This window comes from Massilia sp. R2A-15, assembly GCF_030704305.1.
Classification (GTDB): domain Bacteria; phylum Pseudomonadota; class Gammaproteobacteria; order Burkholderiales; family Burkholderiaceae_D; genus JAFCUW01.
This window is the reverse complement of record NZ_CP131935.1, coordinates 3,194,152-3,218,999: the sequence shown is the minus strand read 5'-3', so window position 1 is coordinate 3,218,999 and position 24,848 is coordinate 3,194,152. Positions and strand designations below refer to the sequence as shown.

General features: G+C 66.6%; 25 protein-coding genes. 11 read left to right on the top strand and 14 right to left on the bottom strand.

From position 1 onward, the window contains the following. The first annotated feature begins 22 nt into the window (after window positions 1–22). The 9 genes from Q4S45_RS14780 (at window position 23) to Q4S45_RS14740 (ending at window position 9,838) form a co-directional block, all read left to right on the top strand. Complete coding sequence (locus tag Q4S45_RS14780) at window positions 23–1,558, top strand: flagellar hook protein FlgE (protein WP_305505463.1); 1,536 nt, start codon at window positions 23–25, stop codon at window positions 1,556–1,558. A 146-nt stretch (window positions 1,559–1,704) separates the two neighbouring features. After that, entirely contained in the window at window positions 1,705–2,445 is a 741-nt protein-coding gene (gene flgF, locus Q4S45_RS14775; RefSeq protein WP_305505461.1) for a flagellar basal-body rod protein FlgF, read from the top strand. A 65-nt stretch (window positions 2,446–2,510) separates the two neighbouring features. Next, window positions 2,511–3,293, top strand: a complete 783-nt coding sequence (gene flgG / locus Q4S45_RS14770) for a flagellar basal-body rod protein FlgG (RefSeq protein WP_305505459.1) — start codon at window positions 2,511–2,513, stop codon at window positions 3,291–3,293. Beyond that, on the top strand, window positions 3,290–3,934 hold the full coding sequence (locus tag Q4S45_RS14765) for a flagellar basal body L-ring protein FlgH (RefSeq protein ID WP_305505457.1): 645 nt from the start codon (window positions 3,290–3,292) through the stop codon (window positions 3,932–3,934). The genes flgG and Q4S45_RS14765 overlap by 4 nt, the downstream gene beginning before the upstream one ends. Before the next feature lie 5 nt (window positions 3,935–3,939). Next, window positions 3,940–5,049, top strand: coding sequence for a flagellar basal body P-ring protein FlgI (locus Q4S45_RS14760; RefSeq protein WP_374046041.1), 1,110 nt, complete (start codon window positions 3,940–3,942; stop codon window positions 5,047–5,049). A 4-nt stretch (window positions 5,050–5,053) separates the two neighbouring features. Further along, on the top strand, window positions 5,054–5,947 hold the full coding sequence (flgJ, locus tag Q4S45_RS14755; protein WP_305505453.1) for a flagellar assembly peptidoglycan hydrolase FlgJ: 894 nt from the start codon (window positions 5,054–5,056) through the stop codon (window positions 5,945–5,947). 72 nt (window positions 5,948–6,019) lie between these two features. After that, window positions 6,020–7,999 carry a flagellar hook-associated protein FlgK gene (gene flgK / locus Q4S45_RS14750; RefSeq protein WP_305505451.1) on the top strand — a complete coding sequence of 660 codons (1,980 nt, stop codon included), beginning with the start codon at window positions 6,020–6,022 and terminating at the stop codon, window positions 7,997–7,999. 12 nt (window positions 8,000–8,011) lie between these two features. After that, entirely contained in the window at window positions 8,012–9,229 is a 1,218-nt protein-coding gene (gene flgL / locus Q4S45_RS14745) for a flagellar hook-associated protein FlgL (protein ID WP_305505449.1), read from the top strand. 276 nt (window positions 9,230–9,505) lie between these two features. Then, a complete protein-coding gene (locus Q4S45_RS14740) occupies window positions 9,506–9,838 on the top strand; it encodes a hypothetical protein (protein WP_305505447.1) in 333 nt (110 codons plus the stop codon). A gap of 221 nt (window positions 9,839–10,059) precedes the next feature. Here the strand turns inward: Q4S45_RS14740 and fliR are convergent, their stop codons facing one another. The 13 genes from fliR to fliF all read right to left on the bottom strand — a co-directional run bounded on the left by fliR (window position 10,060) and on the right by fliF (window position 21,099). Then, window positions 10,060–10,878 (bottom strand): flagellar biosynthetic protein FliR, encoded by an 819-nt coding sequence (gene fliR / locus Q4S45_RS14735; protein ID WP_305505445.1) that lies wholly within the window; start codon window positions 10,876–10,878, stop codon window positions 10,060–10,062. A 5-nt stretch (window positions 10,879–10,883) separates the two neighbouring features. Beyond that, a complete protein-coding gene (gene fliQ, locus Q4S45_RS14730) occupies window positions 10,884–11,153 on the bottom strand; it encodes a flagellar biosynthesis protein FliQ (protein ID WP_305505443.1) in 270 nt (89 codons plus the stop codon). Window positions 11,154–11,163: 10 nt separating this feature from the next. Continuing rightward, entirely contained in the window at window positions 11,164–11,904 is a 741-nt protein-coding gene (gene fliP / locus Q4S45_RS14725) for a flagellar type III secretion system pore protein FliP (RefSeq protein ID WP_305505441.1), read from the bottom strand. Beyond that, entirely contained in the window at window positions 11,894–12,199 is a 306-nt protein-coding gene (fliO, locus tag Q4S45_RS14720; RefSeq protein WP_305505439.1) for a flagellar biosynthetic protein FliO, read from the bottom strand. The genes fliP and fliO overlap by 11 nt, the downstream gene beginning before the upstream one ends. 266 nt (window positions 12,200–12,465) lie before the next feature. Then, complete coding sequence (fliN, locus tag Q4S45_RS14715; RefSeq protein ID WP_305505437.1) at window positions 12,466–12,882, bottom strand: flagellar motor switch protein FliN; 417 nt, start codon at window positions 12,880–12,882, stop codon at window positions 12,466–12,468. A 48-nt stretch (window positions 12,883–12,930) separates the two neighbouring features. After that, on the bottom strand, window positions 12,931–13,908 hold the full coding sequence (gene fliM, locus Q4S45_RS14710; protein WP_305505435.1) for a flagellar motor switch protein FliM: 978 nt from the start codon (window positions 13,906–13,908) through the stop codon (window positions 12,931–12,933). 6 nt (window positions 13,909–13,914) lie between these two features. After that, window positions 13,915–14,400: a flagellar basal body-associated protein FliL gene (gene fliL, locus Q4S45_RS14705; RefSeq protein ID WP_305505433.1), complete on the bottom strand. Its 486-nt coding sequence runs from the start codon at window positions 14,398–14,400 to the stop codon at window positions 13,915–13,917. Between the two features lie 165 nt (window positions 14,401–14,565). After that, on the bottom strand, window positions 14,566–15,891 hold the full coding sequence (locus Q4S45_RS14700; RefSeq protein WP_305505431.1) for a flagellar hook-length control protein FliK: 1,326 nt from the start codon (window positions 15,889–15,891) through the stop codon (window positions 14,566–14,568). Window positions 15,892–15,917: 26 nt separating this feature from the next. Beyond that, complete coding sequence (gene fliJ / locus Q4S45_RS14695) at window positions 15,918–16,358, bottom strand: flagellar export protein FliJ (RefSeq protein WP_305505429.1); 441 nt, start codon at window positions 16,356–16,358, stop codon at window positions 15,918–15,920. 33 nt (window positions 16,359–16,391) lie between these two features. Further along, a complete protein-coding gene (gene fliI, locus Q4S45_RS14690; RefSeq protein ID WP_374046040.1) occupies window positions 16,392–17,792 on the bottom strand; it encodes a flagellar protein export ATPase FliI in 1,401 nt (466 codons plus the stop codon). Further along, entirely contained in the window at window positions 17,789–18,403 is a 615-nt protein-coding gene (locus tag Q4S45_RS14685) for a flagellar assembly protein FliH (RefSeq protein WP_305512111.1), read from the bottom strand. Before Q4S45_RS14685 ends, fliI begins: the two co-directional genes overlap by 4 nt. A 40-nt stretch (window positions 18,404–18,443) precedes the next feature. Next, the gene (gene fliG / locus Q4S45_RS14680; RefSeq protein WP_305505427.1) at window positions 18,444–19,439 is read right to left on the bottom strand and encodes a flagellar motor switch protein FliG; all 996 of its coding nucleotides are present in this window, start codon (window positions 19,437–19,439) and stop codon (window positions 18,444–18,446) included. Then, window positions 19,432–21,099 carry a flagellar basal-body MS-ring/collar protein FliF gene (fliF, locus tag Q4S45_RS14675; RefSeq protein ID WP_305505425.1) on the bottom strand — a complete coding sequence of 556 codons (1,668 nt, stop codon included), beginning with the start codon at window positions 21,097–21,099 and terminating at the stop codon, window positions 19,432–19,434. Before fliF ends, fliG begins: the two co-directional genes overlap by 8 nt. Window positions 21,100–21,332: 233 nt before the next feature. Here fliF and fliE point away from each other — a divergent pair, with 233 nt between their 5' ends. After that, on the top strand, window positions 21,333–21,692 hold the full coding sequence (gene fliE, locus Q4S45_RS14670; protein WP_305505423.1) for a flagellar hook-basal body complex protein FliE: 360 nt from the start codon (window positions 21,333–21,335) through the stop codon (window positions 21,690–21,692). A 105-nt stretch (window positions 21,693–21,797) separates the two neighbouring features. Continuing rightward, complete coding sequence (locus tag Q4S45_RS14665; RefSeq protein ID WP_305505421.1) at window positions 21,798–22,058, top strand: hypothetical protein; 261 nt, start codon at window positions 21,798–21,800, stop codon at window positions 22,056–22,058. A gap of 118 nt (window positions 22,059–22,176) precedes the next feature. Here the strand turns inward: Q4S45_RS14665 and Q4S45_RS14660 are convergent, their stop codons facing one another. After that, window positions 22,177–24,837: a nitrate reductase gene (locus tag Q4S45_RS14660; protein ID WP_305505419.1), complete on the bottom strand. Its 2,661-nt coding sequence runs from the start codon at window positions 24,835–24,837 to the stop codon at window positions 22,177–22,179. Window positions 24,838–24,848: the final 11 nt, after the last annotated feature.

Genomic DNA, 24,848 nt, shown 5'->3' with positions numbered 1-24,848 from the left:
AAACTTTTACCAGGAGAACACCATGTCTTTTCAACAGGGACTTAGCGGCTTGAACGGCGCTGCCAAATCGCTCGACGTCATCGGCAACAACATCGCCAACTCGAGCACGGTCGGCTTCAAGGGTTCGCAAGCCCAGTTCGCCGACGTGTACGCGAACTCGCTCAACGGCGCCGGCGGCAACCAGGCCGGCATCGGCACCAAGGTCTCGCAGATCGCCCAGACTTTCTCGCAAGGCAATATCGAATCGTCCAACAACCCGCTCGACATCGCCATCAACGGCGCCGGCTTCTTCCGCACCACCGTCGGCGGCGCCACCCAGTATTCGCGCAACGGCCAGTTCTCGCTCGACAAGGACGGCTACATGGTCAACGCCCAGGGCGCCAAGCTGACCGGCTACGCCACCGGCCCGAACGGCACCATCCTGGCCGGCTCGCCCGTGCCGGTACAGATCAACACGGCCGACCTCAAGCCTGTGCCGACCAGCAAGATCGAAACCGAGCTGAACCTCGACTCCGGTTCGCTGAATCCGGCCAAGACGCCGTTCGACGCCAACGACCCGAACACCTACAACAAGCAGATCCCGATCGACGTGTACGACACGCTGGGCAATCCGCACGTGATGAGCTCCTACTTTGTCCGCACCGACGCCGGCAAGTGGGACGTGTACGTCGCCAACGACGGCACCGAAGTGAACAACCTGAAAGTGGGCGCCGCCGCCCAAGGCACGGCGTCGCCGGCGTTTGATGCGGTCAACACCGCGCGCGCCACCTGGCGCGCCGCTGCGCAGGCGGTGCCGCCGGACGCGAACGCGATCGCCGCCGCGCTGGTGACCTACGCCAGTGCGGCCGGCGCGATGGTCGCCGCGGCCGCCGCCGATCCGGCGATCGGCAACGCCAGCCCCGCGCAGGTGGCCGCGATCAACACCGCCGCCACGCTGTCGGGCCAGGTGCTGGGCAACACGCCGGAAGATGTGGACCACGACATCGCCGCCGCCGTCAATTTGCAGCCGACCAAGGTGGGCACGCTGCTGTTCGACGCCAAGGGCACGCTGTCGGCTTCGACCGCGCCGATGTCGGTCAGCCTGCCGATCTTCCCGCCGACCGGCGCCGCGGCGACGCTGCCGGTCACGCTCAACTTCACCGGCTCGACCCAGTACGGCGCGGCCACCAGCGAAAAGCGTTCGAGCCAGGACGGTTACACCGCCGGCCACCTGCAGCGCTTCTCGGCCAGCGGCGACGGCACCATCCTCGGCCAGTACAGCAACGGCCAGTCGCAGGCGCTGGGCCAGATCGTGCTCGCGAACTTCGCCAACCCGAACGGACTGTCGCCGCTGGGCAACAACGCCTGGGCCGAAACGTCGAACTCGGGCGTGCCGCTGATCGGCGCGCCGACCTCGGGCAGCCTGGGCGTGCTGCAGTCGTCGGCGGTGGAGAACTCGAACGTCGACCTGACGGCCGAACTGGTCAACATGATCACGGCGCAGCGCGTGTACCAGGCCAATGCGCAGACCATCAAGACCCAGGACTCGGTGCTGCAGACGCTGGTCAACCTGCGTTAATGAGCGCCCCGGGGTCTGGTCCTGCGGACCTGACCCCATTGTCAGAATTCCGACGACGGAAAACAAGATGGGGTCAGGTCCGCAGGACCAGACCCCGATGCTGCAAATAGCGCGAATTCCCACCCCAACTGATCGGCATTGCCACCATGGACCGTCTCATCTACACCGCCGCCAGCGGCGCCAAGCACATCCTGGAACAGCAGGCGACGACCTCGCACAACCTGGCCAACGTCAGCACCACCGGCTTTCGCGCCCAGATCGATTCGTTCCGCGCGGTGCAGGTGCAGGGCGGCACGCTGCCGACCCGCGCCTTCGTGGTCGATGCGACCGTCGGCGCCGACTTCTCGTCCGGCCCGCTGCAGGCCACCGGGCGCGACCTCGACGTGGCCATCAAGGGCAAGGGCTGGATCGCCCTGCAGATGCCCGACGGCAGCGAAGCCTACACCCGCAACGGCGCGCTCCAGATGAACGAGAACGGGCTCTTGACCGGCCCCGGCGGCAACCCGGTGGCCGGCGACGGCGGCACCATCTCGGTGCCGCCCGAAGTGACGGTGACCGTCGGCGGCGACGGCACCATTTCGACCATTGCCACCAGCACCAAGCCGGGCGCGGCGACCGTGCTGGGGCGCCTGAAGCTGGTCAACCCGCCGGAGGCCGACCTGGTGCGCGGCGACGACGGCCTGTTCCGCTTAAAAGACGGCAAGGCCGCGCCGGCCGATCCGCTGGTGGCCGTGGCGGGCGGCACGCTCGAGGGCAGCAACGTCAGCCCGGTCGATTCGATGGTCAACATGATCTCTTTGGCACGTTCTTTCGAGACCCAAATGAGCCTGTTGAAGAACGCCGAGAATAACGCCACGAAAGCAACCCAGATCCTCGCTTTGGGTTGACGGCGCTGACTCCATAATGATCGTGTGCATGGCGGTATTCGCCGGCCTCGTTAGTGGAGAAGCAAATGATTCGTTCCCTGTTCATCGCCAAGACCGGTCTGGAAGCGCAGCAGACCAACCTTGACGTCATCACCAATAACCTGGCCAACGTCAGCACCAACGGCTTCAAGCGTTCGCGCGCCGTGTTCGAGGACCTGCTGTACCAGAACGTGCGCCAGCCCGGCGCTCAGTCGTCGCAGCAGACCAACCTGCCGTCCGGCCTGCAGATCGGCACCGGCGTGCACGCGGTCGCCACCGAGCGCATCTTCACCCAGGGCAATCCCCAGTCCACCGGCAATTCGAAGGACGTGATGGTCAACGGCTCGGGCTTCTTTTCCGTGCTGCTGCCCGACGGCACCGCTGCCTACACCCGCGACGGCTCGTTCCAGAGCGACGCCAACGGCCAGCTGGTCACCGCCTCGGGCTTCGTCGTGCAGCCTGCCATTACCGTGCCGCCCAACGCGCAGTCGCTGACGGTCGGGCGCGACGGCACCGTGTCGGTGACCGTGCCCGGCTCCAACACGCCGACCCAGATCGGCACGCTGCAGCTGACCACCTTCGTCAACCCGGCCGGCCTGGAGTCGAAGGGCGAGAACCTGTACGTCGAGACGGGCGCCTCCGGCAGCCCGAATACCAACACCCCCGGCACCAACGGCGCCGGCGTGCTGATGCAAGGCTATGTCGAAACCTCGAACGTGAACATCGTCGAGGAAATGGTCAACATGATCCAGACCCAGCGCGCCTACGAGATCAACAGCAAGGCGATCACGACGTCCGACCAGATGCTGCAGAAACTGTCCCAATTATGAAAAAGCTCGCTTTCCTCGGCATGCTGGCGCTGGCCGGCTGCTCGACCACCCCGACCTCGATCGTCAAGGGCCCGACCAGCACCCGCCCGGCGCTGGCCGACGCCGTGCCGCCCACCGACGGCGCGATCTTCCAGGCATCGACCTACCGTCCGATGTTCGAAGACCGCCGCGCGCGCCACATCGGCGACATCCTCACCATTCAGATCACCGAGAAGACCGCCGCCGTCAAGGCCGGCGCCAGCTCGGGCAACAAGAGCGGCTCGGTCAGCTTCGCCGCGCCCGGCATCGCCCAGGGCCGCCTCGGCGCCACCGTGGCCGCCAACGGCGCCACCAAGTTTGCCGACGGCGACAACCAGAGCGCCAGCAACACGTTCTCCGGCACGATGGGCGTGACCGTGACCGAAGTGCTGGCCAACGGCAACCTGATCGTCGCCGGCGAGAAGCAGATCGCGATGAACAAGGGCGTCGAGTTCATCCGCTTCTCCGGCATGATCAACCCGGATTCCATCCAGTCGGGCAACGTGGTGTCGTCCACCCAGGTGGCCGACGCGCGCGTCGAGTACCGCACCAACAGCCAGATCGACCGCGCCGAGATGACCGCGATGGCCTCGCGCTTCTTCCAGTCGCTGCTGCCATTCTGATCGGGATGACGATGCGCTTCTCCACACCACTCATCGCCCTGTGCGCGGCATTGCTGCTCGCGCCCGCGGCCCAGGCCGAGCGCCTGAAGGACCTCGCTTCCATCGGCGGCGTGCGCCAGAACCAGTTGTCCGGCTACGGCATCGTCGTCGGTCTCGACGGCACCGGCGACCAGACCACCCAGACCCCGTTCACCGTGCAGTCGATCGTCGCGATGCTGCAGCAGAAGGGCGTCAACCTGCCGGCCGGCACCAGCCTGCAACTGAAGAACGTCGCCGCGGTGATGGTCACGGCCTCGCTGCCGGCCTTCGCCCAGCCGGGGCAGACCATCGACATCACGGTGTCGTCGATCGGCAACGCCAAGAGCCTGCGCGGCGGCACGCTGGTGATGACGCCGCTGCAAGGCGCCGACAACCAAGTGTACGCAATGGCCCAGGGTAACGTGCTGGTGGGCGGCGTCGGCGCGTCGGCCGGCGGCTCGCAGGTGCAGGTCAACCATCTGTCGGTGGGCAAGATTTCCGGCGGCGCCACCGTGGAGCGCGCGGTGCCCAACAGCCTGGGCGCCGGCAACCAGATCAAGCTGGAACTGAACACCACCGACTTCCTTACCGCCAGCCGCGTGGTCGAGGCGGTCAACAACCACTTCGGCCCCGGCATCGCCACCGCGCTCGACGGCCGCGTGATCCGCGTGATGACGCCGTCGTCATCGGACCAGCGCGTCGCTTTCCTCGGCATCCTCGAAGGCCTCGACGTCTCGCCGGCCGTGTCCGCCGCGAAGGTGATCATGAACGCGCGCACCGGCTCGGTGGTGATGAACCAGGCCGTGACGCTGGAGCAGTGCGCCATCTCGCACGGCAACCTGTCGGTGACGATTTCGTCCGAGCCGCAGGTGAGCCAGCCGAACGCGCTGTCGAAGGGCAAGACCGTGGTGTCCCAGTCGGCCCAGGTCGAAGTGAAGAAGGATCTGGGCAAGGTGGTGCTGGTCAAGGGCGGCGCCAACCTGGCCGAAGTGGTCAAGGCGATGAACGCGATCGGCGCCTCGCCGCAAGACCTGCTGGCGATCCTGCAGGCGCTCAAGGCCGCCGGCTCGCTGCACGCCGAACTCGAGATCATCTGACGCCATGGCCATCCAGACCAACGACCTCACGTCCAAGCTCGCTTTCGACGCCAACGGTGTGGCGGGCCTGAAGCAGTCGGCCAAGACCGGTTCGCCCGAGGCGTTGAAGCAGGCCGCGACCCAGTTCGAGGCAATGTTCATCAACATGATGATGAAGAGCATGCGCGACGCGACGCCGCAGGACGGCATGCTCGACAACCAGCAGACCAAGACCTTCACCACCATGCTCGACCAGCAGATGAGCCAGAACCTGGCCAAGCGCGGCGTCGGGCTGGCCGACGTGCTGGTGCGCCAGCTGGGCGCCAACGCGGCAAACGCGCAGGCGCTGGCGATCGGCGGCGAGCAGGGCGCGCAGCCGGCCGCGCTGGCGATTCCCGCAGACGCCGCCGCGCCGGCGAAGGCCGCGGCGCCGGTGGCCAGCGTGTCGTCCAAGAACCAGCCGGCGCACATCCGCTCGTTCCAGGAAAAGCTGGGCGCGGACGCGGAAGCGGCCAGCAAGGCGACCGGCATCCCGGCCAAGTTCATGCTGGGCCAGGCCGCGCTGGAGTCGGGCTGGGGCAAGCGCGAAATCAGGAATGCCGACGGCAGCGCCAGCCACAACCTGTTCGGCATCAAGGCCGGCCCTGGCTGGAAAGGCAAGGTTGTCAACGCGGTCACCACCGAGTACGTCAACGGCGTGCCGCAGACCCGGGTGGAAAAATTCCGCGCCTACGATTCCTACGCCGACAGCTTCAAGGATTACGCGAAACTGTTGTCCGACAATCCCCGCTACGAGAAGGTGCTCGCCAGCGCCGGCGACGCGTCGAAGTTCGCCCACGGCCTGCAGAAAGCCGGCTACGCGACCGACCCGCACTACGCCGCCAAGCTCAGCCGCATCATCACGCATTCGCTGGCTTGATGAATCGTCAAGTCAAGTTTTCGCGCAGCCTGCCGTAGAGTAGATAACGCAGCATAGAAAGAAGCAACGATCATGGCTGGAAACCTCCTCAATATTGGCAAGACCGGACTGTACGCCGCGCAGGCGGGCCTTGCCACGACCGGCCACAACATCGCCAACGCCAACGTCACCGGCTACAGCCGCCAGACCGTGGTGCAATCGACCACCACCGCGCAGGACATGGGCTACGGTTTCGTCGGCAGCGGCACCCAGGTCGCCGAGATCAAGCGCTTTTCCGACGAGTTCTTGAACGTCCAGGTGCGCAACGCCCAGTCGGCCACCAGCGCGCTCAACGCCTACAACGCCCAGGCCAGCCAGGTCGACAACCTGATCGCCGACAGCACCACCGGCCTGGCGCCGTCGATGCAGGATTTCTTCAAGGCGGTGCAGGACGTCAGCGCCAATGCCGCCTCGACGCCGTCGCGCCAGGCCTTCCTGTCCGCCGCCGAGACGCTGGCCGCGCGCTTCCAGGGCCTGAACGGGCAGATGCAGGACATCCGCGATGGCGTCAACAGCCAGGTCACCTCGAACGTCACGCTGATCAATTCCTACGCCAGCCAGATCGCCAAGCTCAACGACCAGATCAGCACGCTGTCCAACGCCACCGGCAACGCGCCCAACGACCTGCTCGACGCGCGCGACCAGCTGGTGCTGGACCTGAACAAGCAAGTCAAGGCCACGGCGATGAAGGGCGACAACAACACGGTGACCGTGTCGATCGGCGCCGGCCAGCCGCTGGTGGTGGGCAGCAAGGCCTTCCAGCTGGCGGCCACGGTATCGCCGACCGACCCGTCGCGGGTCGAAGTGGGCTACCTCAACGGCTCGAAGACCACCATCCTGTCCGACGCCTCGCTGTCGGGCGGCGAACTGGGCGGCCTGCTCGACTTCCGCAGCAACACGCTCGACCCGGCGCAAAATGCGCTGGGGCGCGTGGCGATGACGCTCGCCGCCACCTTCAACGCGCAGAACCGGCTCGGCCAGGATGCCTCGGGCAAGATGGGCGGCGACCTGTTCGCGCCGGCGCCACCCGCGGCCGGCATCAACAAGAACACCATGCCGCCCGACGCGGCGAATCCGAGCACGGTGACCGCGACCCTGGTGGACCCGAGCCAGCTGACCACCAGCGATTACCTGGTCTCCTACGACCAAGTGCAGGGCGCCTTCACGGTCAAGACCCTGGCCGACCCGAACAAGCCGCCGGTCACCTTGCCGGCCTATACCCAGCCTGGCCCGCAGACCGCGGTCATCGACGGCCTGTCGTTTTCGATTTCGGGCCAGCAGGTTGCCGGCGACGCCTTCGTGGTGCGGCCGACCGCCAACGGCGCGCACCAGTTCGCGGTGGCGGCGAAGAGCATCGCCGACATCGCTGCCGCCGGCCCCGTGCTGGCCAACGTTGCGGCCGGCAACAGGGGCGCGGCGAAGGTCAGCGAAGGCACGGTGGACGCCAGCTTCACCGGCGTGTTCCCGCCGGCCACGCTGAAGTTCGAAGCGGCCACGGGCGAGCTGAGCGGATTTCCGAACGGCGCCACGGTCAACGTCACCGTCGCGGGCGTGACCACGCCGTATCTGGCCGGCACCGACACGATCCCGTTCACCGACGGCGCCAGCTACACCTTCAACGGCGCCACCGTGTCGTTCAACGGCAAGCCGGTGGACCAGGACAAGTTCACGGTCGGCCGCACGCCGCCGGGCGGCGCCGACAACCGCAACCTGCTGGCGATGGGCCAGCTGCAATCGAAGCCCATTATCGACAACGGCAGCGCCACCTACCAGAGCGCGTTTGCCCAGATCGTCAGCACGGTCGGCAACAAGGCGCGCGAAGTGCAGGTCAACGGCGAAGCGAGCGCGGCGATGCTGGCGCAGGCCACCAGCGTCCAGCAGAGCGTGTCGGGCGTCAACCTGGACGAAGAGGCGGCCAACCTGCTCAAGTACCAGCAGGCTTACCAGGCGGCCGGCAAGGTGATGCAGATCGCCAGCACCCTGTTCGACACGCTGCTGTCGCTCGGACGATAATCAAGGATTCCCATGCGTATCAGCACCAACACGATCTATGCCCAGTCCACCAGCCAGCTCGGCACCTTGCAGAGCCAGCTAGCGCGCACCCAGCAGCAGCTGGCCACGAACAAGCGCATGCTCAGCGCGGCGGACGATCCGATCGCATCGGCGCGCGCCGTCGAGGTGAGCCAGTCGAAATCGATCAACGCCCAGTTCGCGACCAACCGCGCCAACGCGCGTTCCTCGCTGTCGCAGGAAGAAGTGGCGCTGACCGGCGTGCAGTCGCTGATCCAGGACGTGCAGGGCATCGCGGTGGCGGCCGCCAACGGCAGCAATTCGCCCAGCGACCGCGCCACCTACGCCAATGAGCTGCAAGGGCGGCTCGACGACCTGGTCGCGCTGGCCAACAGTTCGGACGGCAATGGCGGCTACGTGTTTTCCGGCTATGCCTCCACCACGCAGCCGTTCGTCAAGTCCAGCAACGGCGTCGATTACATGGGCGACCAGGGCCAGGTGCAGCTGCAGGTGGCGTCATCGCGCAAGGTCGGCATGAACGATCCCGGCAGCGCCGTGTTCAACGGCATCCCGACCGGCAACGGCAGCTTCACCACCGCGCCGGTCAACGGCAACGCCGGCAGCGGCGTCATTTCGGGCGGCATGGTGACCGATCCGTCCCAGCTCACCGGGCATTCCTACAATATCGAATTCACGGTGGCGGGCACCAACACCAGCTACACCATCACCGACCAGACCACTAATCCGCCGACCCAGGTGGTGGCCAGCGCGCCGTACAAGCCGGGGGCGCCGATCAATGTCGCCGGCATGCAGTTCGACGTGTCGGGCATCCCCGCCGACAGCGACGAATTCACCGTCAAGCCGAGCGACCGGCAATCGCTGTTTACCACGCTGGGCAAGATGATCGACACGCTGCGCGGGCCGGCCGTGACCGACAGCGACAAGAAAGCCATGACCGACGGCATGTCGGCCGCGATCAACAACCTCAGCCTGGGCCTCGACAATGTGCTGGCGGTGCGTTCGTCGGTGGGCGCGCGCATGAAGGAGCTCGACACGCTTGACACCATCGGCAGCGACGCCGACATCCAGTACGCGGCCACGCTGTCGGGCTTGCAGGACCTGGACTTGGTGCAGGCGATCTCGCAGTTCACCCAGCAGCAGGCCACGCTCGAAGCGGCGCAGAAGACGTTCAAGTCGGTCTCAAGCCTGTCGCTGTTCAACTTCATCGGCTAAGTCGCACCGCGTGCAGCACCGGGGTCTGGTCCTGCGGACCTGACCCCATTTTTTTTGGTCGCGAGCGGCCGCAGCAGGGCCGGGGGCGTCGCGATGTTCGACATGCGGTCTGGTTCGCAGAACCAGACCCCCGATCCTGCAATTTCCGCGGTTAGGAACGACAGGCTGGGGGAGTTGATGAAGGCGCACTGGTTCGCAGTCGGGATTGCAGTGGTGTCCGCTGGTACCACGTCAGGCTGGGCCGCCTGTCCAGCGCAAAGTTCAGGGAAAAAAAGCATGGCACAAGACAAACGCAAAGCGCCCCCCGTTGTGGAGGCCGTTGGCCCCGACGGCACCCGTTATAGCGAGGTGCAGTTCGAAAAGAGCGACGGCCAGGTGGACCAGAACAGCGGCTACATCGCTGCCGTCGACGGCGCCAGCGGTCAGCGAAAATGGGTACTGAAGGTCTACGATGTCTGCTATTCCAGCGACCTTGAAGCTGACGTGCAGGATATTTTCATCAAGCAGCTCAGTCTCAGTGGCGACGGAAAGACTCTCTTCATCACCAACGAGGATGGGCATCGCTACGCTGTGGACCTGGAGCGGCGCACGGTGATCGAGTCGAAGTAGGCCGGTTTTGGCGCTTCGCGGCGCGACCGGGGAGGACTTTCTCAGCGCTGCATCAAGGCTGTGACTGTTCAACTTCATCGGCTAAACCGCACCGCGTGCAGCACCGGGGTCTGGTCCTGCGGACCTGATCCTAGCTTTGGTCCGCGGCCCTGAGCACGGCGGCGATCAGTTCCGCTGCCGCGACAAAAACGGGGTCAGGTCCGCAGGACCAGACCCCAACTTCACGGCGCGGCCGGCGCCGGCGCTGCCGGTGTGCGCGCGCCTGCGGCCCGCGGCAGCAGGCGCGCCGCTTCGATCCCCTGGTTGAACAGGTTCTGGATCGGCGTGTTCAGGTAGGGCAGGGACAGGCTAAGCAGCAGCAGGCCCACCCCCAGCGTAATCGGGAAGCCCAGCGCGAACAGGTTCAGCTGCGGCGCCGCGCGCGTCAGGATGCCCAGCGCGATGTTAGTAATCAGGAGGGCGGCGACGATCGGCAGCGACAGTTGCAATCCGGCCGAGAAGATGCGCGCGCCCCAGCGCGCCAGTTCCAGCGGGCCGCCGCCGGCAATCGGCGCGGCCGACACCGGCATCGTGATGAAGCTCTCCGCCAGCGCCTGCAGCAGCACCAGGTGCGCGTTGGCGGCCATGAACACCATGGTCGCCACCAGCACCAGGAACTGGCTGACCGCCGAGGAGCGGCCCGCGGTGAGCGGGTCGAAGAAGCTGGCAAAGCCCAGGCCCATCGTCATGCTCGCCACTTCGCCCGCCATTTCGATGGCGGCGAACACGATGCGCATCACGATGCCCATCGCCAGGCCGATCATCAGCTCGCGCAGCAGGATCAGGAAGCCGGCCAGCGACATCGGGTCGGCCGCCGGCAGGGCAGGGATCGCCGGCGCGATGATCATGGCCAGCAGGATGCCCAGCACGGCCTTGATCGACACCGGCACCGCGGCATTGCCGAACAGGGGAGCGGAGGCGATCAGGCCGAGGATGCGCGTCAGTGGCCACAGCAGCGCCGCGATCCAGGTGTTCATCTCAGCGCTGGTCAGCGTGAGCATGGGCGCTAACCGATCAGGCCGGGTATGCCGGTAAACACCTGGCGCATGTAGTCGAGCATGACGGCCAGCATCCACGGGCCGGCCACCACCAGCGCGACGAAAATGCCGATCAGCTTGGGGATGAAGGACAGCGTCGCTTCGTTGATCTGGGTGGCGGCCTGGAAGATGGACACCACCAGGCCGACGATCAGCGCCACCAGCAGCATCGGCGCGGCCACCATCAGCGTCACTTCCATCGCGTTTCGGCCCATCGTCATGACGGTTTCGGGAGTCATCGCCGGCCCCCTAGTAGAAGCTCTGCGAAAGCGAGCCAAGCAGCAGCTGCCAGCCGTCCACCAGCACGAACAGCATCAGCTTGAACGGCAGCGAGATCACCGCCGGCGACATCATCATCATCCCCATCGACATCAGCACCGACGCGACCACCATGTCGATGATCAGGAAGGGGATGAAGATCGCGAAGCCGATCTGGAACGCGGTTTTCAGTTCGCTGGTGACGAATGCCGGAATCAGCACGCGCAGCGGGATGTCCTCGGGGCCCTGCAGCGCCGGCGAGCGCGAGATCTTGACGAACAGCGCCAGGTCGGCCTGGCGCGTCTGCTTGGTCATGAAGGCTTTCAGCGGTTCCACGCCTTTCTGCATTGCCTCGGCCATCTGGATTTTGTTTTCCTGCAGCGGCAGGTAGGCCTCGGTGTAGATCTTGTCGAAGGTCGGGCCCATCACGAAGAAGGTCAGGAACAGCGCCAGGCCCACCATCACCTGGTTGGGCGGCGCCGACTGCGTTCCCAGCGCCTGGCGCAGCAGGCCGAGCACGATGATGATGCGGGTGAAGCCGGTCATCATCAGCAGCGCCGCCGGCAGGAAGGTCAGCGCCGTCATCAGGATCAGGGTCTGCACCGGCAGCGAGTAGGCGGTGCCGCCGCCCGGCGCTGGCGCGCTGGTGAAGGCCGGGATGCCCTGGGCGGCCAGCGCAAAGGCCGGCATGGCGAGGGCGGCCAGCGCCAGCAGGAGTTTCTTATTTCGCATTACGTTTGTCGATCGTCTGTTTGAGCCAGTCGGAGAAGCTGGACGCCGGCGGCTGGTGCGGGTGCAGCAGGGCGGCGCTCTCGGCGCCTTCGCGCTTTGGCATCGTGGCCAGCGCGTTGACGCGGCCGGGCGAGGCGCCCACCACGATCCACTGGTCGCCCACTTCAACCACCATGATGCGCTCGCGCCCGCCCAGGTTCAGCGCGCCCACCAGGCGCACGTTGGCCGAACCGGCGGCGGCCTTGGGGCCGTAGCGTTTCAGGAACCAGGCCAGCACGGCCAGCAGGCCAAGCACCAAGCACAGGGCGGAGATGGTTTGCAGCAGGCTGCCGGCGGCGGTGGGGCCGGCGGGGGAGGGGGCTGGTCCTGCGGACCTGACCCCATTTTTTGTCGCGATCGGGGCCCCATCGCCGCGGCCGGCACTCGGCTGACCTGTCGCGACGGCGCTTGGGGCGGCGACAACGGCGGGGTCAGGTCCGGCGGACCTGACCCCATATTGCGCCTCGGCCGCGCCGCCCGCGAGGCAGGCGGCCAGGGTGAGGGCGAGCAGGAAGCGCGCCATCATTTATTGAGTTTGCGGATCCGTTCCGACGGCGTGATGATGTCGGTTAGGCGAATGCCGAACTTGTCGTTGACCACCACCACCTCGCCCTGGGCGATCAGGCAGCCGTTGACCAGCACGTCCATCGGCTCGCCGGCCAGGCCGTCGAGCTCGACCACCGAGCCCTGCGCCAGCTGCAGCAGGTTCTTGATGGCGATCTTGGTGCGGCCCAGTTCGACCGTCAGCTGCACCGGGATGTCGAGGATGAAGTCGATGTCGTTCGGGGTGTCGGTCTTGGTCGCCTTGCCGGAAAAGTCCTTGAACACGGCCGCGCTGGCGGCCTGGTTCTGCAGCGCCGCCGCTTCCGCGCGCGCCTGCTCGGCGATCGCCGCGCCCCAATCGTCGTCCATGCTTTGGTCGTCTTGATTATCGGCCATGTTGCTTCTCCTGTGGTGCAATCTGCGGCGCCCGGCGCCGCCGTGAAATTATTTGGTTTCCGAATTGGCGAGCAGCTTCTCGACCTTCAGCGCGTATTGCCCGTTAAGCACGCCGTAGGTGCAGTCCATCACCGGCACGCCGTCCACGGTGGCCTGGATCTGCTCCGGCACGGACAGGGGGATGATGTCGCCCACCTTCATGTTGAGGATGTCGTCGAACGAAGCCTTGGCGGTGCCCAGCGTGGCGACCAGCTCGACCTCGGCGACCTGGATCTGCTGCGTCATCAGGCGGATCCAGCGCTTGTCCACTTCCAGCGCCTCGCCCTGCAGGCTCGAGGTCAGGGCGTCGCGGATCGGCTCGATCATCGAATACGGCATGCAGAAGTGGATCTGGCCCGACACCGAGCCCAGTTCCACCGTGAAGGTCGACGACACCACCACCTCGTTGGGCGTGGCGATGTTGGCGAACTGGGTGTTCATCTCGGAGCGGATGTATTCGAACTCGACCGGGAACACCGGCTCCCACGACTTGGTGTAGGCCTCGAACACAATGTCGAGGATGCGCATGATGATGCGCTGCTCGGTCTGGGTAAAGTCGCGGCCCTCGACGCGGGTGTGGAAGCGGCCATCGCCGCCGAACAGGTTGTCCACCAGCAGGAACACCAGGCCCGGGTCGAACACCATCAGCGCGGTGCCGCGAAGCGGCTTCATGTGCACCAGGTTCAGGTTGGTCGGCACCACCAGGTTGCGGATGAATTCGCTGTACTTGGACACGCGCACCGACCCGACCGACACCTCGGCGCTGCGGCGCAGGAAGTTGAACAGGCCGACCCGCAGCAGGCGCGCGAAACGCTCGTTGATGATCTCGAGCGTCGGCATCCGGCCGCGCACGATCCGCTCCTGGGTCGCCAGGTTGTAGGTGCGGACTCCCGAGGTCTCTTCCGGCGCCGCGGCGTCGTCCTGGTCGCCGTTGACCCCCTTGAGGAGGGCATCGACTTCTTCCTGGGAGAGGAAATTATCGGCCATGGTCCGTTACTGGATGATAAATGCGGTAAACAACACATCGCTCACCTGCTGCGGCTCGCCCTTGTCGACGAACGGCTGGTTCAGGCTCGCGATGATTTCCTTGGCGAGCTGGTGCTTGCCTTCGACCGTCGCGATCTCCGAGGCTTTCTTGCCCGACAACAGCAGCAGCACGCGGCTGCGCACCTTGGCCATGTTGGCCTTGATCTCTTCGCCGTCCTTCTGGGTCGGCACCTGCAGCGTGAACGCCACTTGCAGGTATTGGTCGCCGTTCTCCGGCTGCAGGTTGACCACGAACTGGTCGATGGCCACATATTCCGGCGGGCCGGCCTTGGCGGCTTCCTTGTGCGCCGGCCCAGCCGCTTTCGGCTGCATGAAGAACCAGGCCGCGCCACCGCCGCCGGCCAGAACGACCAGCGCCAGCACGATGATAATGATCAGTTTGTTCGAGCCTTTCGCCGCGGGAGCTGCCTCTGCCTTTGGATCAGCCTTCATTTTTGCGTTCGCTTTCAAGATACCCCTGGTGCCGTCTATGGTTGGATTACGCCGTCATTATGTCATTATCGGGAATAAATGAGCGGCGAGATGCGTTGAAAAGAGGGAATAACCGCGGCTACCTCATGGCATGCGGCAACAAAAAACCGCTGTCGTACCTGCGGTTTACGCGAAGGTGTCCACCAGGCCGGCGCCGCCGCCCGATCGCGCCGCGCGTGGCGCAAGCACCGGCGTCTCGATCGCGCCGGCGTTGCCAAAGCGGCCACCCGCGCCGTGGCCGCGCGGCTGCTCGCCTTGCTGCGCCTGGCGCTGCTCCGGCGTGCCCGCGTCCACGCTCGCGTTGCCCAGCGCGATGCCCGACTCGCTCATCATCTCGCGCAGCTTCGGCATCGCGTTTTCCAGCGCCTGGCGCACCTCCGGCTGGGCCGCGCTGAACGTCACGCTGGCCTGGTCGTTGTGCACGTTCAGCACCACCTGCATCGGCCCCATGTCAGGCGGGTTGAGCGTCAGGGTCGCGCTTTGCTCCTTGCCGGCCACCATCCAGATGATCTTCTGGCCGACCTGGTTGTCCCAGCCCGGCGTGCCCACGCGCGCCGCGATGCGGTCGGCTGGCACGCCGTTCACGGCCTCCGCGACCGCCAGCGACGCCTGCTGCAGCGGGGCGGCGAGCGGGGCGGCCGCGGCCGGCGCCGGTTCCTTGATGGCAGCCACCTCGGCCTCGCGGGCGTGCAGCGGCGCCGGCTCGGCATGCAGCGGCGCCGGCGCCGGCGCCGCTTCGGCTTTCGCATTGGCCGGCGCCGCCACGGCGTCGCCCAGGTCCGCCTTGGGCGCAGCGGTGTGGGCGAGATCCTTCGTGCCGGCGGCCGGGGCAGGGCGGGCCGATGCCGCAGCCTGCGGCCCGGTCGCCTTTTCCGCGGCGCCGGCCAGTTCCTTCACCGAAAAGCGCGCGGCGCCTTCGATGGCGGCAAGCGCATCCTTGCCTTCGTCGGCGCCAACGGCCGGCGCGGCCTTGCCGGCGGCCGGCTCCAGGTCGGCCTTGAGCTGCTTGCCCGTGCCGCCTGCCGCCGCGGCCACCGCCGCTTCGGCGGCCACCGGGTCGGCGGCTGGCGCGCTTGCCGCGGGGGCTTGGTTGAAGCTGGCGACCAGCGCGATCAGGTCGGCCACCGGGGTGACGGCCGCGGCATCGGCTGCGTCATCCTGCGCCTCGTCGGCCACCGCATCCTTGCTGGCGCTGGCCGGCCTGGCGTCGTCCGCTTTCGCGCTCTCCGCTTTGGCTGGCGGGGCGGCAGGGGCTGCCGCCGATGCCGGCGCGGCCTGCGGCTTCGCCGCTTGCTGGCTGGGAGCGGCGGGCGCGGGACTGTCCTGGCGCTGCGCCATTTCGCGCGTCAGCGCCTGCGAGAACTGCGCGGCATCGGCCTGCGGCGCCGCGTTCGCGCGCTGCGGCGCCGGGCTTGGGGTCGATACCTGGATCGGGAGAGTCGTGGTCTGCATGGTCGTTTCGGTTGCCGTTGAACGGGTCAACGTTTGTAATAGGCCTGGCGCGCTGCGTGTTCGTCCATCGCCTTCTGGTCGCGCTTGTTCTCGACGCGCAGCGTTTCGGCCGCCGCGCGCTCGGACAGGGTGCGGTAGGAAAGGCGCTTGCGCTCGCTGGCCTGCCACGCCGCCTTTTCGACCGCGCTCTTGTGGTGCGCGTGCTTGACGACTTCGCGCTGGCCATTGATCGCGTTATCGAGCTTGCCCATGAAGGCGACGAAGTTGTGATACGCCAGCGGCGTGATGCCGGCCATCTGCGCCGCCTCGAGCTTTTTCGCGTAGTCCTCGCGGTAGTTCATCAGCATGGCCAGCTTCTGTTCGGTTTCCTCGGCCGCCTGCAGCGCCGCGCCCAGGCGCTTGGCCGCGGCGTCGGTGTCGCGCTGGGCCAGGTCGATCAGGGTGTCAAGTGCGGAAGGTGCGGCCATGGACGAATTATAGGGGGCGGCGACGCGGCCCTATCAGCCGAACAGCGAGGTAAGTTGGCCCAAGCTCTGGAGCATGTCTTCCTTGTCGTGGATTTCCTGGCACAGGAAAGCCTCGATCTTTTCGTGCAGTGCGATGGCCTGGTCAAGCACCGGGTCGCTGCCCGGCGCATAGGCGCCCACGCTGATCAGGTCGCGCGAGCGCTGGTAGCGCGAATACAGCTGCTTCAACTTGCGCGCGGCCTGCTGGTGCGCCGTTGACGTAATGCCATGCATCGCGCGGCTGATCGACTGCTCGATGTCGATCGCCGGGTAGTGGCCCGCCTCGGCGAGATGGCGATTGAGCACGATGTGGCCGTCCAGGATACCGCGCGCCGCGTCGGCGATCGGGTCCTGCTGGTCGTCGCCTTCCGACAGCACGGTATAGAACGCGGTGATCGATCCGCCGCCTTCCAGCCCATTGCCGGCGCGTTCGACCAGCACCGGCAGCTTGGCGAACACCGACGGCGGATAGCCCTTGGTGGCCGGCGGCTCGCCGATCGCCAGCGCGATCTCGCGCTGCGCCATCGCGTACCGGGTCAGCGAGTCCATAATCAGCAGGACGCTCTTGCCCTGGTCGCGGAAATGCTCGGCGATGGCGGTGGCGTAGGCGGCGCCCTGCAGGCGCATCAGCGGCGGGCTGTCGGCCGGCGCCGCCACGACGGCCGAGCGCGCGCGCCCGACCGGCCCGAGGATCTGTTCGATGAATTCCTTGACCTCGCGGCCCCGTTCGCCGATCAGGCCCACCACGATCACGTCGGCGGTGGTGTAGCGCGCGATCATCCCGAGCAGCACCGACTTGCCGACGCCGGTGCCGGCGAACAGGCCGAGGCGCTGGCCGCGGCCGACGGTGAGCATGGCGTTAATCGCCCGCACGCCGACGTCGAGCGTCTCGGTGATCGGCGCGCGGTCGAGCGGGTTGACCGGGCGCGCATTGATCGGCGCCATCTCGTCGCTGCCCAAAGGTCCCAGGCCGTCGAGCGGGCGGCCGGCGCCGTCCACCACGCGGCCCAGCAGCTTTTCGCCGACGGGCAGGTGGCGCGCGCGGTCGCTCGGGCGCCGGCGCGGATGCGCAACCGTGCCCGGGCGCGGCACCGAGGCCTCGACCGGGAACACGCGCGAGCCGGGAACGATGCCTTCGACATCGCTTTGCGGCATCAGGAACAGCTTGTCGCCGTCGAAGCCGACCACTTCGGCCTCGACCCGCACGCCGTTGGCCATCGGGATGGTGCAGGCGCTGCCGACGGCCAGGCGCAGGCCGACGCACTCCATCACCAGGCCGGCCACGCGCGTGACGCGGCCCGACACCTGCATCGGCTCGACGAAGTTGACCAGCGAATCGCAGTCGCGCAGGTAGGCTTTCCAGCGCGCGGTGTGGCGGTCGGGCGAGGCCGTCATGGGCCCAGCCACTCCACGTTCTTGCCGAGGGCATGGGACAGCCGGTCCCAGCGCGACGACACCTGGGCGTCGATCTGGTTGGTGGCGGTATCGACCTTGCAGCCGCCGCGCGCGATGGCGGTATCCTTGACCATGCGCCAGCCGCCCTTGTCGAGTTCTTCGCCGATGGCGTCGCGCACGATGTCGGCATCAAGCGGATTGAGCACCAGCAGGGCAGGCTGCTGCAGCACCGGCAGGTATTCGATCGACTCGCGCACGATCGGCAGCACCAGCTCCGGCTTGATTTCAAGCGCGGTGCGCAGCATGGTTTTCGCCAGGTGCAGGGCCAGGTCCAGCACTTCGGTGGCGATGGTTTCGTCGGCATGGGCGACGGCGCTGCCAAATTCCAGCGCGATCGACTGCAGGTGCTCGAGCTCCTTCGCCGCTTCGGCGCGGCCGATCGCCAGGCCGTCGGCGTAGCCCGCAGTGTGGCCCTCGTCGTGGCCGGCGGCGCGCGCCTGCTCGCGGATCGCGGCCAGTTCCTCCGCCGACGGTCCTTCGATCACCGGCGCGGCCGGCTCGGGCACGCGCTTCGCCACCACGCTCGGGCGGTCGTCGCCGAACGAGTTCATCTCCCAGCGCTGGTAGGCGCTTTGCAGCTCTTTTGGCGTATCAGACAAAACTATCCTCACCTTTTCCGCCCAAGACGATCTGGCCTTCGTCGGCCAGGCGGCGCACGATCTGCAGGATCTGCTTCTGCTGCGCCTCGACTTCGGACAGGCGCACCGGCCCTTTCGATTCGAGGTCTTCGCGCATCATCTCGCCGGCGCGCTGGCTCATGTTGCGGAAGATCTTCTCGCGCAGGTCCTGCGAGGCGCCCTTGAGCGCGATGATCAGCATCTCGGACTGCACTTCGCGCAGCAGCAGCTGGATGCCGCGGTCGTCGATGTCGATGATGTTATCGAACACGAACATCTCGTCCATGATCTTCTGCGCCATGTCGTTGTCGTAGTTCTTGATGTTGTCCATCACCGAACCTTCCTGCTCGCCGCTCATGAAGTTGAGGATTTCGGCGGCCGCGCGCACGCCGCCCAGCGAGGACTTCTTGATGTTCTCGTTACCGGACAACAGCTTGGTGAGCACGTCGTTCAGTTCGCGCAGCGCGGCCGGCTGCACGCCGTCGAGGGTGGCGATGCGCAGCACCACGTCGTTGCGCAGGCGGTCGGTGAAGTGGCCGAGGATCTCGCAGGCCTGATCGCGCTCGAGGTGGACCAGGATGGTGGCGATGATCTGCGGGTGCTCGTTGCGGATCAGTTCCGACACCGACGACGCATCCATCCACTTCAGGCTCTCGATGCCGGAAGCGTCCTTGCCGCCCAGGATGCGCGACAGCAGCACCGAGGCCTTGTCGTCGCCCAGCGCCTTGGTCAGCACCTGGCGGATGTATTCGTCGGAGTCGAGTCCGACGGTGGAGGTCAGCTCGGTCTGCTCGCGGAACGCCTCGAGCACCGTTACCACCTGCTCGTGCTGCACGCTCTTCATCGTCGCCATCGCCGCGCCCAGCTTGAGCACTTCGCGCGGGCCGAGGAATTTCATCACTTCCGCCGCTTCGGTCTCGCCGAGGGCGAGCATCAGGATGGCAGCCTTCTGGATGCCGTTATCATTCATTTGCGCCTACCCATGCCTTGACGACGTTGGCCACGACCCGGGGATCGTCGTGCGCCAGCTTCTTCGCCATGTTTAAATTTTCCCGATAGCCGTTCACCTGCTGCGTCGCTTCCGCTTCGTGTTCGGCGCGCTCGGCTTCTTCTTCAATGTCTTCCAGCGTGGGCTTGACCGGCTCCGGCGGCACCTCGGTGATCTGGTCGAACTTGCGCAACGCCGGGCGCAGCATCGGCCGCAGGATGCGGAAGTACAGGAACAGCAGCACGGCGCCGGCGGCGACGTACTTGGCGACCTGGCGCGCCAGTTCCTGCATCTCCGGGTCCTTCCACCACGGTTGCGCGGGCGGCGCTTCGGCCGGCTTGTCCACGCCGTCGAACGGCGCGTTGGTTACGTTCAGCGTGTCGCCGCGCTCCTTCGAGTAGCCCATCGCCTCCTTGACCAGGTCGTTGATCTGCGCCACTTCGGCGGCGGTCAGCGGCTTGATGGTCACCTTGCCGGTCTTCGGATCGACCAGGCGGCGGTAGTTGACGACCACGCCCACCGACAGTCGCTTCAGGCCGCCCATCGGCTTCTGCTCGTAGCGCACGGTCTTGTCGACTTCGTAATTGGTGGTGCTGTCCTTGCGGTTCGGTCCCGCGCCGGCCGCCGGGGCGGGGGCGGGTGCGCCGCCAGCGATCGGCGCGGTGGCCGTGCCCGGCGGCTGGTTCGACAGCGCGCCCGGCACGCCGCTGGCGCCGGCGGCCGCGGTGGCGGCCTCGGACGACTGCTGGCTGCGGATCGCGGACGCGGCGGGCGGCGAATTGGGCTTGTACATTTCGGCGGCGGTGTCCACCTGGGCGAAATCGACGTCGGCAGTCGCCTCGGCGCGCACGTTGCCCTGGCCGACCAGCGGGGTGATCAGCGACTCGACCTGCTTGACGATGCCTTCCTGGAGCGCGGTCACGTATTTGAGCTGGTTCGGGTCGAGGTTCTTGCCGCTGGCCGGCTTGGTGGTGTCCGACAGCAGGTTGCCGGCCTGGTCGACCACGGTGACGTTCGACGGCGGCAGTTCAGGCACGCTGGAGGCGACCAGGTGGACGATCGCGCTGACCTGGGCGGCGTCGATGGTGCGGCCGGTCTGCAGATTGAGCAGGACCGAGGCGGTGGGCTTTTGCTGGTCGCGCACGAACACTTGCGGTTTCGGCAGCGCCAGGTGGACGCGCGCGGCGCTGACCGCGGCCAGCGACTGGATCGAGCGCGCCAGTTCGCCTTCCAGCGAGCGCTGGTAGTTGACCTGTTCGAGGAACTGCGACACGCCCAGCTTCTGGTTTTCCATCAGCTCGAAGCCGACGTTGCCGCCTTTCGGCAGGCCCTGGGCCGCCAGTTTCAGGCGGATGTCGTGGACCTGGTTGGCCGGCACGAGGATGGCGCTGCCGCCTTCGGAGAACTTGTACTTGACCGCCATCTGGTCGAGCGAGGCGGTGATGGCGCCGCCGTCGCGGTCGGTGAAATTGGAGAACAGCACGCGGTACTCGGGCTGCTGGCTCCACATCCAGACCGCGACCATCACCGCGACCACGATCGCCGCGCCGACGCCCAGCGCGATGTTGCGTCCAAACGAAGTCTGGAGGAACGACGGCTGTTCGATGGTGGTGGTGGTGACCAGGTTTTCCGCTGCTGCCATGTTGGTTTTTCGAGAACGACTCGCCGATGGTGTGAATTTTTCCCGCTCCCAGGACAGGGAATGGGGCTTAACCATGAGTATGGGGCTACCGGGCGAGAATCAATCGGTCGAATAGGGCGTGGTTTGGTGCCCTGATCGGCCTGAAATGGCGGGGCCGCGGTGCTATTGTGACAGCCTGAGTCTGCTTGTACGCACATTGTACCCGCGTGCGACGCAGCATAAAAGGAGCGAATATGAGCATAGGCGGAATCGGCGGGATCGATAGCAGCCGCATCCAGGCGATGATGGAACAGATGAAGGCGGCGGCGACCAAGCCGGCCGCCAGCCCGGTGGCGCCCTCCGGCGTGGGCGAAGCGGGGTCCGCGACCAAGGTCAATTTCTCGGACGCGCTGAAATCGTCGCTGGAGAAGGTCAGCGACAGCCAGATCCAGGCCGACGAAATGGGCAAGGCTTTCGCGATGGGCGACGACAAGGTCAACCTGTCGGACGTGATGATCTCGATGCAGAAGGCCAGCATCAACTTCCAGGCCACCGTGCAGGTGCGCAACAAGCTGGTGTCGGCGTACCACGAGATTATGAATATGCAAGTGTAACCCGGACCTTCTCCCTGGGGCCGTCCCACGGTAATACCAAAACGCCCCCATTCTGGTTGTACCGCCTTGACGTGTATGCTACCTTCGATATGAGGAGGGCACGTCATGAGTGCAGAGTTGCAATTGAAGAAAGTTCCCGCCACGGTGAAAGCGCTGATCGAGCGCGAAGCCAGTACTCACCGCCGCTCCATCAATCAGGAAGCCATCGTCTTGCTGGAGGAGGCTTTGATGGCAAGAGCGAAAGTTCAACATCCGGACCGCGCCGAAATCGACCGGATCCTGAGCCGTTATGACAAGTTGCCTACTTTGGATCCCCGCCCAATGGACGAGTCGATTGAGTACGACGAGCTTGGTCTTCCCAAGTGAAACAGTCGCTCAAGACGGACATTCCGGACGCGATGAAAATTCTAGATTACGCGTTCAATGACACGCATATGCCGGTTCTCATGCCGGAAGGCTGAAACCTGGGTCTGACCCAGCGGGGTCAGACCCTTTGCAGCTCTTCAGCCAGCAGTTGTTTCAACTCCGGCACGCAGGAGCCGCAGTTGCCGCCGGCTTTGACGCAGGCCGTGATCGCGGCCACGCTGGTCAGCGCGTTGTCGCGGATCGCGCTGCAAATCGTGTTGCGCCCCACGCCAAAGCAGGAACACACCGTCGGCCCCGCATCGACGCCTTTTTCGATCGGCTGCCCGCTCAATAATCCGACCCGGTCCGCCAATCCCAGCCGCTCCTTGCCGAACAGGCTGGCGAGCCACGCGCGCGAGGGCAGGTCGGGCCGCGGCGAAACGAACACGCATTGCTCGATGTGGTCGTCGACCAGGTGCACCGCGCGGTACACGGCGCCGCCTTTGTCCTCGTAGTCGAGCCAGTCGGCCTCGTCGTCCGTCACCCCCAGCAGCGCGCGCGCCCACATCGCATGGTCCTTGATGGCGCCGCGCCCGGCCAGCTCGTAGCGGGCGAACTGCTTGCCCTGGATGCGCGTCCAGTGGGCGACGTTGTCCAGCGCGAGCTCGCTGCGGGAGAGCACGAACCCGTGCCACGACACGCCGAAGCGTTCGACCTTCACCGGCGTGTGCTTGAACTCCGGCTCTCCCGACACCGGGTCCACCGCCGGATTGACCACCGTGCCGACCCGCGCGTCCGACGCATTCTGGCCGCTCCAGTGGATCGGGATGAATACGCCGCCCCGCGCGATGCCCCCGCCGTGCGTCACGCGCGCGACCATCGCGCCCCACTTGCTGGTCACGCGCGCCAGTTCGCCTTCGCGCACGCCGCACAAGAGAGCGTCCTGCGGATGCAGGTCGATGAACGATTCGGCCGTGTGGTCGGACAGGCGCGCGGCCTTGCCGGTGCGCGTCATGGTGTGCCACTGGTCGCGCACGCGGCCCGTGTTGAGCGTGAGCGGGTATTCGTCGTCGGGCAGGTGCGCCGGCGCGCGCGGCTTTGTGGCGATGAAGCGCGCCTTGCGGTCCGGATGGGCGAAGCGGCCGTCGCCGAACAGGCGCGCGCCTGCCCATTGCACCGGCTCGAGGTCGTCGTATGCGCGTGCGCTCAGGCCGGCGAGCGGCTCCAGGTTGAATACGCGCGCGGTGTCGCCTTCGTTGCGGTGGGCAGACAGGCGCGCGTGCTCGTCGAAGATCTCGTGCACGCCGGCGTAGTCGAAGCCGGAAAATCCCATGCGGCGCGCCACCTCGCAGACCGCTTTCCAGTCGGCGCGCGCCTCGCCCGGCGCGGCCAGGAAAGCGCGCTGGCGCGAGATGCAGCGCTCGGAATTGGTCACCGTGCCGTCCTTCTCGCCCCAGCCGAGCGCCGGCAGCAGCACGTCGGCAAACGCGTTGGTGTCGGTGCCGGCGACGATGTCGCTGACCACCACCAGCTCGCACTGTTCCAGCGCGCGCTGCACCTGGTTCGCGTCCGGCAGGCTGACCAGCGGGTTGGTGGCGATGATCCACACCGCCTTCACTTTGCCCGCCTCGATGTCGCGGAACAGATCGACCGCCTTCAGTCCCGGCTTGCTGGCGATGTGCGGCGAATGCCAGAAGCCCTGCACCAACTGGCGATGGGCGGGATTGTCCAGTTCCATGTGCGCCGCCAGCGTGTTGGCCAGGCCGCCCACTTCGCGCCCGCCCATCGCGTTCGGCTGGCCGGTCAGCGAGAACGGGCCCATGCCCGGATGGCCGATGCGCCCCGTCAGAAGGTGGCAGTTGATGATGCTGTTGACCTTGTCGGTGCCGGCCGAGGACTGGTTCACGCCTTGCGAATAGGCGGTGACGACCTTGCGCGTGGCCGCAAAGCCTTGATAGAACGCCAGCAGCTTGTCGGGATCGACGCGGCAAGCCCTGGCCACGGCCAGCGGATCGGCGCAGTCCACTTCGGCGGCCGCCAGCGCGGCGTCCAGGCCGGCTGTGTGGGCGGCGACGAATGCATCGTCGGCTGCTCCGTGCCGCGCCAGGTAGCACAGCAGGCCGTTGAACAGCCACACATCGGTGCCCGGCTTGACCGGCAGGTGCAGGTCGGCCAGTTCGCAGGTGGCGGTGCGGCGCGGATCGATCACGACAATCTGCAACTCGGGCCGCGCTTCCTTGATGCGGGTGATGCGCTGGAACAGGATAGGGTGGCACCAGGCCGTGTTGGAGCCTGCCAGCACGATCATGTCGGCCTGCTCGAAGTCGTCGTAGCAGCCGGGGACGATGTCCTCGCCGAACGCGCGCTTGTGGCCGGCCACCGAGGACGACATGCACAGGCGCGAGTTGGTGTCGATATTGGCGCTGCCGATGTAGCCCTTCATCAGCTTGTTGGCGACGTAGTAGTCCTCGGTGAGCAGCTGGCCCGACACGTACATCGCCACCGCGTCCGGCCCGTGCGCGGCGATGATGTCGGCGAAGCCGCGCGCGACCTTGTCGAGCGCCGCGTCCCAGGTCACGCGGCGCAGCTGGCCGTCTTCGCGCACGGTCGGGTACAGCAGGCGGCCGTCGAGCCCCAGCGTCTCGCCCAGCGCCGAGCCCTTGACGCACAGGCGGCCGCGGTTGGCTGGATGGTCCGTGTCGCCGGTAACGTCTATTCCTGGCGTGACCGTGACGCCGCAACCCACGCCGCAATACGGGCAGGTGGTGCGCACCGAGAGTGGAACGGGGGCCATATTCATGATGATAATCC